Here is an 11,553-nt window from a genome sequence, read left to right as displayed (position 1 = left end):
GGCCTCGCCCTTGGACCGCTCAGGCCGCACGCCGCATATGCGGCATCTTGACCGGACGCGAGCCCGGACCGCCGACGTGGGAGAAGGGCTGGGTCCGCCAGTCGAGCCCCTGAGGGAGCGTCAACAGCAGTGCGGTGTCCTGCTCCTGGACTTCGAACGTCTCGTCCGCGGGACGTGCCTCGGCGGCCGTACGCCCCGTACCGGCGCACACGGTCAGCCCGAAGGGATTCCACGGGGTGGGGCACAGTGCATGCTCCGGCAGGACGTCCTCGTCCGCCAGCAGAGCGATCGGCTGCGCGCAGTCCGGGCAGATCACCCGGTACATCTCGAAGGTGTCGTACGCGTCGAGCTCGTCGATCTCAGCCGGGTCGGCCGAATCAACAGGCTCCGGTTCGGTACGTCCGCTGTTCTTCAGGTTCTGCATGGAGATTCTCCCCCTCAGGTGGGCCGACCAGGCACTTGCGGCCTCGACCAAAGCAAGCAATTCCCCACGCGCCAGTCAGGCAACCGCGTGATCACGACGGACCGGTCGGCAAACCTGTGGCATTCGTCACATGCCCGCCGCAGGTGCCACTCCGTGTGGCCGCCGACTGTGCCGGAAGGGACCTGGGGCAATAGGTTGATCCGCATGGAGGAGCTGGATCGTCAGATCGTGGAATTGCTCGTCACGGACGGGCGGATGAGCTACACCGACCTGGGCAAGGCCACGGGCCTGTCCACATCGGCGGTGCATCAGCGCGTCCGCCGCCTCGAGCAGCGCGGCGTCATCCGCGGCTATGCCGCCGTCGTCGACCCCGAGGCGGTCGGGCTGCCGCTCACCGCCTTCATCTCGGTCAAGCCGTTTGACCCCAGTGCCCCCGACGACATCGCGGAACGCCTCGCCGACGTGCCGGAGATCGAGGCCTGCCACAGCGTCGCGGGCGAGGAGAACTACATCCTCAAGGTGCGCGTCGCGACCCCGCTCGAGCTCGAGCACCTGCTCACCCGCATCCGCTCGCTGTCCGGTGTCTCCACCCGTACGACCGTCGTCCTCTCCACCCCGTACGAGGCACGCCCGCCGCGTATCTAGGCTGTTCCCATGACCGACAGCACCGCCCCCCAGGCCGAACACCGCACCGTGCTGCTGCGCGGTGGAGAAGTCCACAGCCCCGCCGACCCCTTCGCCACCGCGATGGTCGTCGAGCGAGGACATATCGGCTGGGTGGGCTCGGAAGGCGCCGCCGACGCCTTCGCCGCCGGAGTCGACGAGGTGATCGACCTGGAAGGGGCTCTGGTCACTCCGGCGTTCACCGACGCACACGTACACACCACGGCGACCGGCCTCGCCCTCACCGGCCTCGACCTGTCCGGCGCCCGCACCCTGGTCGAAGCGCTCGATCTCGTACGGGAGCACAGCGCCGCACACTCCGCCGACAAGGTCCTCCTCGGTCACGGCTGGGACGCCACGCGCTGGCCCGAGCAGCGTCCGCCGTCCCGCACCGAACTCGACCAGGCGGCCGGCGGCCGTGCTCTCTATCTGCCCCGGATCGACGTCCACTCGGCCGTGGTCACCACCGCCCTGCTCGACTTCGTCCCCGGCATCACCGACTTCGGCGGTTACCACCCGGACGCGCCGCTGACCGCTGCCGCCCACCACGCCGTACGCGCCGCCGCCCACGCAGCGATCACCCCCGGCCAGCGCGCCGCCGCCCAGCGCGCCGCACTCGCCAGGGCCGGCTCGCTCGGCATCGGCACCGTCCACGAGTGCGCCGGCCCCGACATCTCCGACGAGGACGACTTCACCTCCCTGCTGAAACTGGCCGAGGCGGAGCCGGGCCCGCGCGTCGTCGGCTACTGGGCCGAACAGGTCGCGAGCGCAAAGGACGCACAGCGCATCCGCGAACTCGGCGCCATCGGCGCGGCCGGTGACCTCTTCGTCGACGGCTCCCTCGGCTCGCACACCGCCTGCCTGCACGCCCCGTACGCCGACGCCCCGCACGCCGGCGCCGCCCACCTCGACACCGCGGCCGTCGCCGCCCATGTCACCGCCTGCACCGAAGCCGGGCTCCAGGCCGGGTTCCACGCCATCGGCGATGCCGCCCTCACCGCCGTCACGGACGGCGTCAGGGCCGCCGCCGACACGCTCGGCCTCGCCCGCGTACGCGCAGCCCGCCACCGTGTCGAACACGCCGAGATGCTCACATCCGAAACCATCGCCGCCTTCGCCGAATTCGGCCTCACCGCCTCCGTCCAGCCCGCCTTCGACGCGGCCTGGGGCGGCTCGGAGGGCATGTACGCCCAGCGCCTCGGCGCCGAGCGGGCCCGCACCCTCAATCCGTATGCCGCACTGCTGCGCGCCGGAGTGCCCCTCGCCTTCGGCTCGGACAGTCCCGTGACCCCGCTCGACCCCTGGGGCACGGTCCGGGCCGCTGCCTTCCACCGCACGCCGGAACACCGGGTCTCCGCCCGCGCCGCCTTCACCGCCCACACACGCGGCGGCTGGCGTGCCATCGGCCGCGACGACGCCGGCGTCCTGGTTCCCGGCGCGCCCGCCGACTACGCCGTCTGGCGCACCGAGGAACTCGTCGTCCAGGCCCCCGACGACCGCGTCGCCCGCTGGTCCACCGACCCGCGCTCCGGCACCCCGGGCCTGCCCGATCTCACCCCCGGCACCGAACTGCCCCGCTGCCTGCGGACGGTGGTCTTCGGACAAACGGTCTATGAGAGGCTGAACGAGTGACGTGCGGACATTTCGTACCGCCGATCGATGCCCGCCGCGCTCCGGCGCGACCTGCGCATCTTCCGCGCTGACCTGGTGAATTGGGCAAGGATCGCAGATCAGGGGAGTGTTGACAGCGAGCGCCCACCGGCCGGTAGGTTCGGCCGAGTCCACCACGGGACGTCCGACCGGCAGACCTTCACGCAGTCGTCGAACGCCGCTGGGTCATGGGGTGGTGCGTCGCACCGGCGCACTGCCACTGGGAGCCAGGTTCAGCGCCCGCGCCTCGGGGGCGAGGGAAGGTCTCAGCCGGTCGGCAGGTGTGACCCGGGTGGGGCCCGGCGTTCAGTAGACAACGGCTCTCGGTAGATCCGCAGCCAGCGGGTCCCAGGTCGGCCCGAAGGACGCCGGGCCCCGATCCGCAGCCCCTTGTCACACTTCCGCGCCGAAGACACGACTCCCCAGGTCCGTGCCGCCGCAGCGGCGCGGCGAGCGCTCGCTATGGTGGGGCTCTGCGTACGGACATTAAGGGGCAGTAGTGAACGACGGCGGTCAGCGGCGGTACGGCCCGCTCGGCAGAGCCTTGGTGATCATCCCGACCTACAACGAGGCCGAGAACATCAAGCCGATCGTCTCCCGGGTGCGCGTTGCCGTGCCCGAGGCGGACATCCTCGTCGCCGACGACAACAGCCCCGACGGCACCGGCAAATTCGCCGATGAACTCGCGGCCCACGACGACAAGGTGCATGTACTGCACCGCAAGGGCAAGGAAGGCCTCGGCGCCGCGTACCTGGCGGGCTTTGCCTGGGGCATCGAGCACGGCTACGGCGTACTCGTCGAAATGGACGCCGACGGCTCCCACCAGCCCGAGGAACTGCCCCGGCTGCTCACCGCCCTCAAGGGCGCCGACCTGGTCCTCGGCTCGCGCTGGGTCCCCGGCGGCCGCGTGGTCAACTGGCCGAAGCACCGTCAGTTCATCTCGCGCGGCGGCAGCACGTACTCCCGGCTGCTCCTCGGCCTGCCGCTCCGTGACATCACGGGCGGCTTCCGGGCCTTTCGCAAGGAGACCCTCGAAGGGCTCGGCCTCGCGGACGTCGCCTCGCAGGGCTACTGCTTCCAGGTCGACCTCGCTCGCCGGGCCGTCGCCGCCGGCTACCACGTTGTCGAGGTCCCGATCACCTTCGTGGAGCGCGAGGTCGGCGACTCGAAGATGAGCCGCGACATCCTTGTCGAGGCGCTGTGGCGGGTCACCGCCTGGGGCGTCGGCGACCGGGCCAATCGTCTCCTCGGCCGCAAGTCCTCCTGAACCGCCTCCCGGTGTCTTCCGCTCGCGTCAGCCGGGCGATCTTCCTGATCGCACCCTTACGCCGCTTCGGCGGGCTTCCAGGCACACTGGGGGCATGACGACCGGCACTCCGCCCCCGACAGCCCCCAGGCGCTCGCGCGCCCGCAATCTCGTGCCGCTCGGCATCGCCACCTGGCTGGTGCTCGAGATCTGGCTGCTGACCCTGGTGGCCGGAGCGGCCGGCGGACTCACTGTCCTTGCCCTGCTCGTCGGCGGCGGCATCCTCGGCGCCGTCGTCATCAAGCGGGCCGGTCGGCGGGCCTTCCGCAATTTGACCGAGACCCTCCAGCAGGCGCAGGCCGGCAACAGCCCGGCGCCCGGGACCGGCAGCACCGGCAACGGGTTCCTGATGCTCGGTGGCCTTCTTCTGATTCTGCCGGGACTGATCTCCGACGTGGCGGGCCTGCTGCTTCTGCTGCAGCCCGTCCGCTCGGCGCTCGGGCGGTACACGGAGAGCTCCCTGGAGCACCGGATGCGCGTCGCCGCCCCCGGCAGCCTGGGCGATGCCTTCCAGCAGGCCCGCATCCACCGCCCGGACGGCAAGGTCGTCCAGGGTGAGGTCATCCGGCAGGACGCCACGCAGCCCTCGCGGGGCTACGAGGACGGCGGCCCGAGGCCCCCGCTGACCCCCTGACCCGGCCGTCCCTCTTTACGACCGGGCCGTTCCTTTTTGCGAGGGGGCACGCGCGTTCTACGAGGGGGCACGCGGGCGTCCCGAGAGGGACGCGAGCGTATCCAAGGCACAGCAGAGCCGCGGGCCGTGTCACACACTCGGTGTGACACGGCCCGCGGCTCTTGATCTTGCGTGGTGCTTGTAGTGCGGTGTTGTTACGGGGTCAGGCGGACTTCCGGCTGTCCCGCGGATGCACAGCGATGTTCATGGCGCCGGAGCGCAGAACCGCCAGCCTCTCGGCCAGCACCTCCTCCAGCTCCTCGCGGGTACGCCGCTCCATGAGCATGTCCCAGTGCGTTCGCGCCGGCTTGCCCTTCTTCTCCTCGGGGCCATCGCCGTCCACCAGGAGTGCCTGGGCGCCACACGCCTTGCACTCCCACTCCGGCGGAATGTCCGCCTCAACGGAGAACGGCATCTCAAATCGATGGCCGTTCTCACATGCGTACTCCACCGCCTGGCGCGGGGCCAGATCGATGCCGCGGTCCGTCTCGTAGCTGGTCACCACGAGTCGCGTACCGCGGAGAGCTCGCTCACTCATGAATCGTGCCTCCCGGGCTTGTCGCCCACAGGACAGGTGTCGCTGTCGTCGTCATCCGGTCAACGTCCGGTCGGCGGTAAAGATTCCCGTTCCGGGTCATGCGTCGCCCGTCGTGCCGCCCCTTGTTGTACCCACCAGTGCCCGCTTTGTCACATCTGACAGAAAGTGTCACCCAGTGAATTCACTTCTTCAGCACGCAGTAACGGTCCGTCTGGCAGGCCAAAGGCGTACACTACCGGCCTTTCACTTCAACGTCTAAATCCGCTCCGGCACAGGGTTGCCCGCGGCCGCCACGGCACGCCTCACCGGTACCCGTGCCAGCAGCACGAATCCCAGCGCGAAGAAGACCACCAAAGAGATGATCGCGTCCCGATAACTGCCGGTCAGCTGGTATGCAAGCCCGAACACCAGCGGCCCCAGCCAGCTCAGCCCGCGGTCGCTCATCTCATAGGCCGAGAAATACTCGGCCTCCTTGCCGCGCGGAACCAGATGTGAGAACAACGACCGCGACAACGCCTGGCTTCCGCCCAGAACCAGCCCGATCGCCCCGGCGAGACCGAAGAACCACACCGGCGCCCCGGCCGGCAGGAAGTACCCCGCCGCCAGAATCAGCGTCCAGACCGCCAGTGAACCCAGAATCGTCCGCTTGGCCCCATGTGTCCTGGCCAGCCGCCCCATGCCCAGCGCACCCGCCACCGCGAGCACCTGCACCAGCAGCACTGCCGTGATCAACGTTGTCTGATCAAGACCCAGCTCCTCCGACCCGTAGATCGAAGCCTGTGAGATGACTGTCTGCACGCCGTCGTTGTAGATCAGATAGGCCAGCAGGAACGACAGCGTCAACGGATGCCGGCGCATGTCCCGCAACGTGGCCATCAGCTGCCGCCACCCCGAACCGACCGCCCCCTCGCCACTCGGCGCCAGCCGCCGGTCCCGCAGCCGCCGCAGCGGCACCAGTGTGAAGGCGCCCCACCACAGCCCCGCCGACGCCAGACAGATCCGCACCGCCTCGGACTCCGAAAGCCCGAACGTCTCGTGACCCGAGTACACGACCAGATTCAGTACCAGTACCAGCGCGCCTGACGTATAGCCGAACGCCCAGCCGCGCGACGACACCGCATCACGTTCGTCCGGCTCCGAGATTTGCGGCAGATACGCGTTGTACAACACCATCGACACCGACAGCGACGCATTGGCGACGATCAGCAGAAACGCGCCCAGCAGATACCGGTCGCCGTCCAGGAAGAACATCCCCGCCGTCGCGGTCGCACCCACGTACGCCGCCACCGCCAACAGCGGCTTCTTCCGGCCGGTACGGTCCGCCGCCGCGCCCGCCAGCGGCATCAGCAGCACCGCCACCACCACCGACACGGACACCGAGTACGCGAAAACGGAACCCGCCCGCACCGGCACACCCAGCGGATGCACAAAACCGTCGGCGTCCGCCGCGGCTTTCGCCACCGACGTCAGATACGGCCCCAGGAAGACCGTCAGCACACTCGTCGAATAGACCGAGCACGCGAAGTCATAGAAATACCAGCCGCGTTGCTCGCGTCTGCGCTCACTCGCCCCGGTCGTTCCGGTTGTCCGGTCCGCGGTGTCGGCCGTCATCCCGCGCCCCCTCGCTCGTCCCGTAGTGCAGACGCGCGGGGTTTCAGACCCAGACTCCCCGGTCGGTCAGTACCGTGCGCAACGTCTCCAGATGATCGGTCATGATGCCATCCACACCGAGATCGAGGAGCGCCGCCATCCGATCCGCCTCATTCACGGTCCAGACATGCACCTGCAGACCCCGATCGTGCGCCGCCCGCACAAAACGCCGGTCCACCACGCGGATGCCGCCCTGCGACTCCGGGACCTGAGCGCACACCGCACCCGCCCGCAGCGCCGCCGGAATCCCGTACGAACGCAGCCGTAGACCCACCACGCCCCGCACCCCGTACGACGTCGCCAGCCGCGGCCCCGCGAGACGCATCGCCCTGGCCACCCGGCCCTCCGAGAAGGAACCGACACACACCCGGTCCCAGGCACCCGCCCTGCGAATCAGATCCACCAGCGGAACCAGCGCTGGCTCCGCTTTGACGTCCACATTCCAGCGCGCCCGGGGGAACTCCTCCAGCAGCTCCTCGAACAGCGCCAACGGTTCCCTGCCCGCCACCCTCGCCTGCCGCACCTCGCTCCACGGCAGCGCCGCTATCCGACCGCGCGCATCCGTCACCCGGTCCAGCGTCGCGTCATGAAAGGCGACCAGCTGCCCGTCCGCGGTGGTGTGGACATCGGTCTCGAAATAGCGGTAGCCGACATCGGCGGCCCGCCGGAAAGCGGCCGCGGTGTTCTCTATCCCGTCGGCCGCCCCGCCACGATGGGCGAAGGCGAGTACCGACGGATGGTCCAGGTAAGGGTGGCGTACGCGAGTCACTGCCGCAGTATCGCCTGCTTCGGTGTCGCGCCGGCGACCACCGTGCTGCCACCGTCCCGCTCCGAGATGGCGAAGACACGCAGGAACAACTGCGCCAGCGGCCCGATGGCCAACGCATACGCGACCGTGCCGACACCCACCGAGCCGCCCAGCACAAAGCCGGTCGCCACCACAGCCAGCTCGATCGCCGTACGGACCAGCCGGATCGAACGCCCCGTGAGCCGGTGCAGCCCCGTCATCAGACCGTCCCGCGGACCCGGCCCGAACCGCGCCGAGAGATACAGGCCCGTTGCCACCCCATTGAGCACGATGCCCCCGGCCATCACCGGAATCTGCGCCCCGAGCCCGGACACATCGGGCACCAGCGCCAGCGTGCCGTCCATCGTGATTCCGATCACAAAGACATTCGAAACCGTGCCAAGACCCGGCCGCTGCCTGATCGGAATCCACAGCAGCAGAACAGCCGCGCCGACGATGATCGACACCACGCCGATCGTCAGTCCCGTGCGCTCGGCCAGACCCTGATGAAGCACACCCCACGGCTCGAGCCCCAGCCCGCCGCGCACAAGGAGCGCCGAATTCACCCCGCACAGCGCCAGACCGATGTACAGATGCAGCAGCCTGCGGGTGAGATGCGCGGACACGATGGAGCCCCCTCTGGCGGTTGTGGACTGACGCATGACACTCTGTGGCTACGGAACAGACGGCAACCATGGCCAATTCGAGGAAGGTGGACTGACTTCCATGACGCAGTGGACCTCAGCGGTAGGCGCGGCTCAGCTCGCCAGGCAGCTCACCTCCCAGCAATCCCGCCCGGCCGGACCAGGCACCCGCAAGCCCCCCGCCTACCGCGCACTCGCCGACGGCATCCGGCTCCTCGTCCTCGAAGGCCGCGTCCCTGTCGCCGCACGGCTCCCCGCCGAACGCGAACTCGCCCTCGCCCTCTCCGTCAGCCGCACCACCGTCGCGGCGGCCTACGAAGCGCTGCGCGCCGAAGGCTTCCTCGAGTCCCGCAGGGGAGCGGGCAGCTGGACCGCCGTACCCGCCGGGAACCCACTGCCCGCCCGCGGACTGGAACCCCTGCCGCCGGAATCGCTCGGCTCGATGATCGACCTCGGCTGCGCCGCCCTGCCCGCGCCCGAACCCTGGCTCACCCGAGCCGTCCAGGGAGCGCTCGAAGAACTGCCCCCGTACGCACACACCCACGGCGACTACCCGGCCGGCCTGCCCGCCCTGCGCCAGATGCTTGCCGACCGCTACACCCGGCGCGGCATCCCCACCATGCCCGAGCAGATCATGGTCACCACCGGCGCGATGGGCGCCATCGACGCCATCTGCCACCTCTTCGCGGGGCGCGGCGAACGCATCGCCGTCGAATCCCCCTCCTACGCCAACATCCTCCAGCTGATGCGCGAGGCCGGGGCCCGCCTCGTGCCGGTGGCCATGGCCGAAGGGCTGACCGGCTGGGACCTGTCCCGGTGGCGGCAGGTACTGCGCGACGCCGCGCCCCGGCTCGCCTACGTCGTCGCCGACTTCCACAACCCCACCGGCGCGCTTGCCGACGAGGACCAGCGGCGCCGCCTCGTGGACGCCGCACGCTCGGCCGGCACCGTCCTGGTCGTCGACGAGACCATGTCCGAGCTGCACCTGGACGACGACATCGACATGCCGCGGCCCGTCTGCGCCTTCGACCCGGCGGGCAGTACGGTCCTCACCGTCGGCTCGGCCAGCAAGGCCTTCTGGGCCGGCATGCGGATCGGATGGGTGCGCGCGGCACCCGACGTGATCCGTTCCCTGGTCGCGGCACGCGCATACGCGGACCTGGGCACGCCGGTGCTGGAACAGCTCGCGGTCAACTGGCTGATGCAGACCGGGGGCTGGGAGGAAGCCGTGTCCATTCGGCGTACCCAGGCACGCGAGAACCGTGACGCGCTGGTCGCGGCGGTCCGCCGGGAGCTGCCGGACTGGGAGTTCGATGTGCCGAGCGGTGGGCTGACGCTCTGGGTACGCACCGGAGGGCTGTCGGGATCCCGGCTCGCCGAGGTCGGTGAGCGCGTGGGGGTGCGGGTGCCTTCGGGGCCGCGATTCGGTGTCGACGGGGCCTTCGAGGGCTACGTACGGCTGCCGTTCACGGTCGGCGGGGTGGTCGCGGAGGAGGCGGCGGCGCGGCTGGCGGCGGCGGCGCGGCTCGTCGAGACGGGCGCGAGCACCGGCACGGAGGCGCCGCGGACGTTTGTTGCCTGACGGATTCCGAAATCCGTCAGCTGTCAGTTGTCGTCCTTTGCATCGTCAGGCGAAATCTGTCATCTGTCGGTCGATGAACGTCAGCCCTCGGCCGGTACGGGGTCCGGGGCCGCCGCCTCGACTCGCTCCGGCCTCTCCGGCAGCAGGTCCAGCACAGCCTGCCGGTGCGCCTCGCTCGTCGTTTCGTCGTACGGGTCCGGGGTCGCCGGCACCTGCAGCCTGAGCACCGAACCCGTACCAAGCCGTGCGTAGCCCCGGCCGGACGGCACTTCGGTCGTCGGCGTGGTGTGCGGCTCCACGCCGAGCACGGACTCCACCTGCTCGAAGGTAGCAGGACCCAGCACCACGCGGGCACGCGTATGCGTCCGTACGGCCTCGGTGAGCGCGTCCAGGCTGTCGAACTGCTCGGCCACGACCACCGTCACGTGGGCCGCCCGGCCATGACGCAGTGGTACCTGCAGTAGCTGCTGCGGATCGGGGTGCCCGTCGGCCGCCGCCAGATGGCCGAGGATGCTCGGGCGGTCCAGCAGGATCCACAACGGCCGTTTGGTGTCCTCGGGTGCGGGGTGCCCGGCCTGCCGGGCCCGGTTGGCGGAGATCAGCCTGCGCTCGGTCTCGTGCGCCGCCCACTCCAGGGCCGCCAGCGCTCCGGCCAGCCCGCACTCCAGAGCCAGTACGCCTGTCCGCCCCGTCAGACAGGCGTACTCACCGGTGCCGCTGCCCTCGATGATCAGTACGTCTCCGTGCTGCAGGGCCTGCAGAGCGATCGAGCGCAGCAGGGTGGTGGCGCCGCTGCCGGGCTCGCCGACGACCAGCAGATGCGGCTCCGTCGAACGCGGACCCGTACGCCAGACGACGGGTGGCGCGTCCCTGGTCTCCTCGCCCTCCTTCACCGGCACGGTGCGCTGCACCGCGTCGGCGTCGGTGAAGCCCAGCACGGTTTCGCCGGGGACGGTGACGAAACGCTGGGCGGCGATGGAGGTGGGCAGTGCGGGGAGCACGCTCATCACGAGCTGGTTGCCCTCCTCGTCCCAGTTGAAGAGATACTCGCGGCCGCGTCCGGACTTGGCATGCAGCAGCTTCTCGATCCGGGCCCGGGACTCGGACTCGCCGTCGGTGAAGTAGGCGGGGTACTTCACCGACAGCCGGGTGAGGCGTCCGTTGCCGTCGAATTCGTAGCCGCTGAAGGCCTTGCTCCATTCGCCGCCGTGGGCGAACAGCGGAGCCGGGTCCTCGGCGACGGAGAAGTACGGCACGAGCGCCTCGTAGAGGGCCTGGAGCCGCCCGGTCTCCGCTTCGTCAGGCCCGGTCCTCACCGGCGTACGCACCCGGCCCTTCCAGGCGGCCGCGGCCATCACCGAGATCAGGGCGACCAGTGGCCCGTACGGGATGAGCACGACCACCAGGCCGCAGCCCACGATCAGGAACAGCGCGGGACCACGCCGTTCCTTGGGGGTGGCGGCCCACCTGCGCGCTGCCGTGGCGGCCAGCTGCCGCAGACCACGGGTGATCGTGATCAGCGGATGAAGGACGTCCGTGGCGCTGTCGGCGGCCGTGCGCGCGATCTCGCGGCTCCGGGCGAGCTGTGCGCTGCCGCTGCTGAGAATGCGGGGGAGTGGGCGCCGGGCCACATCGG

General features: G+C 70.1%; 11 protein-coding genes. 5 read left to right on the top strand and 6 right to left on the bottom strand.

Going from position 1 to position 11,553, the window contains the following annotated elements:
- Positions 1 to 19 precede the first annotated feature (19 nt).
- Positions 20 to 424, bottom strand: a complete 405-nt coding sequence (locus OG735_RS06800) for a hypothetical protein (RefSeq protein ID WP_327322225.1) — start codon at positions 422 to 424, stop codon at positions 20 to 22.
- Between the two features lie 204 nt (positions 425 to 628).
- Here OG735_RS06800 and OG735_RS06795 point away from each other — a divergent pair, with 204 nt between their 5' ends.
- From OG735_RS06795 to fxsA, 4 genes are all read left to right on the top strand, one after another.
- Positions 629 to 1,069, top strand: coding sequence for an Lrp/AsnC family transcriptional regulator (locus OG735_RS06795; protein ID WP_327322224.1), 441 nt, complete (start codon positions 629 to 631; stop codon positions 1,067 to 1,069).
- 9 nt (positions 1,070 to 1,078) lie between these two features.
- The gene (locus OG735_RS06790) at positions 1,079 to 2,719 is read left to right on the top strand and encodes an amidohydrolase (RefSeq protein ID WP_327322223.1); all 1,641 of its coding nucleotides are present in this window, start codon (positions 1,079 to 1,081) and stop codon (positions 2,717 to 2,719) included.
- 517 nt (positions 2,720 to 3,236) lie between these two features.
- Positions 3,237 to 4,004 (top strand): polyprenol monophosphomannose synthase, encoded by a 768-nt coding sequence (locus tag OG735_RS06785; protein WP_327322222.1) that lies wholly within the window; start codon positions 3,237 to 3,239, stop codon positions 4,002 to 4,004.
- Positions 4,005 to 4,098: 94 nt separating this feature from the next.
- Positions 4,099 to 4,677 (top strand): FxsA family membrane protein, encoded by a 579-nt coding sequence (fxsA, locus tag OG735_RS06780; RefSeq protein WP_327322221.1) that lies wholly within the window; start codon positions 4,099 to 4,101, stop codon positions 4,675 to 4,677.
- Positions 4,678 to 4,879: 202 nt separating this feature from the next.
- Here fxsA and OG735_RS06775 read toward each other — a convergent pair whose 3' ends face one another.
- The 4 genes from OG735_RS06775 to yczE all read right to left on the bottom strand — a co-directional run bounded on the left by OG735_RS06775 (position 4,880) and on the right by yczE (position 8,353).
- On the bottom strand, positions 4,880 to 5,254 hold the full coding sequence (locus tag OG735_RS06775) for an RNA polymerase-binding protein RbpA (protein WP_161311542.1): 375 nt from the start codon (positions 5,252 to 5,254) through the stop codon (positions 4,880 to 4,882).
- A 255-nt stretch (positions 5,255 to 5,509) separates the two neighbouring features.
- Positions 5,510 to 6,865: an MFS transporter gene (locus tag OG735_RS06770; protein WP_327322220.1), complete on the bottom strand. Its 1,356-nt coding sequence runs from the start codon at positions 6,863 to 6,865 to the stop codon at positions 5,510 to 5,512.
- 43 nt (positions 6,866 to 6,908) lie between these two features.
- Entirely contained in the window at positions 6,909 to 7,673 is a 765-nt protein-coding gene (locus OG735_RS06765) for a glycerophosphodiester phosphodiesterase (RefSeq protein WP_327322219.1), read from the bottom strand.
- Positions 7,670 to 8,353 (bottom strand): membrane protein YczE, encoded by a 684-nt coding sequence (yczE, locus tag OG735_RS06760; RefSeq protein WP_327322218.1) that lies wholly within the window; start codon positions 8,351 to 8,353, stop codon positions 7,670 to 7,672. Before yczE ends, OG735_RS06765 begins: the two co-directional genes overlap by 4 nt.
- 64 nt (positions 8,354 to 8,417) lie before the next feature.
- Between yczE and OG735_RS06755 the strand changes: the two genes are divergently transcribed.
- Complete coding sequence (locus OG735_RS06755) at positions 8,418 to 9,917, top strand: SCO1417 family MocR-like transcription factor (protein ID WP_327322217.1); 1,500 nt, start codon at positions 8,418 to 8,420, stop codon at positions 9,915 to 9,917.
- An 80-nt stretch (positions 9,918 to 9,997) separates the two neighbouring features.
- Here the strand turns inward: OG735_RS06755 and OG735_RS06750 are convergent, their stop codons facing one another.
- A complete protein-coding gene (locus OG735_RS06750; RefSeq protein ID WP_327322216.1) occupies positions 9,998 to 11,548 on the bottom strand; it encodes an ATP-binding protein in 1,551 nt (516 codons plus the stop codon).
- Between the last annotated feature and the right edge of the window lie 5 nt (positions 11,549 to 11,553).

It is taken from the genome of Streptomyces sp. NBC_01210, from assembly GCF_036010325.1.
Taxonomy (GTDB): domain Bacteria; phylum Actinomycetota; class Actinomycetes; order Streptomycetales; family Streptomycetaceae; genus Streptomyces.
This window is presented reverse-complemented; position numbering and strand designations above follow the sequence as displayed.

Bases quoted from the DNA above. Each gene is read 5' to 3' on its own strand.
- OG735_RS06795 (WP_327322224.1), top strand. From the start codon at position 629: ATGGAGGAGCTGGATCGTCAGATCGTGGAATTGCTCGTCACGGACGGG.
- OG735_RS06755 (WP_327322217.1), top strand. From the start codon at position 8,418: ATGACGCAGTGGACCTCAGCGGTAGGCGCGGCTCAGCTCGCCAGGCAG.
- OG735_RS06790 (WP_327322223.1), top strand. From the start codon at position 1,079: ATGACCGACAGCACCGCCCCCCAGGCCGAACACCGCACCGTGCTGCTG.
- OG735_RS06800 (WP_327322225.1), bottom strand. From the start codon at position 424: ATGCAGAACCTGAAGAACAGCGGACGTACCGAACCGGAGCCTGTTGAT.
- OG735_RS06775 (WP_161311542.1), bottom strand. From the start codon at position 5,254: ATGAGTGAGCGAGCTCTCCGCGGTACGCGACTCGTGGTGACCAGCTAC.
- OG735_RS06770 (WP_327322220.1), bottom strand. From the start codon at position 6,865: ATGACGGCCGACACCGCGGACCGGACAACCGGAACGACCGGGGCGAGT.
- fxsA (WP_327322221.1), top strand. From the start codon at position 4,099: ATGACGACCGGCACTCCGCCCCCGACAGCCCCCAGGCGCTCGCGCGCC.
- yczE (WP_327322218.1), bottom strand. From the start codon at position 8,353: ATGCGTCAGTCCACAACCGCCAGAGGGGGCTCCATCGTGTCCGCGCAT.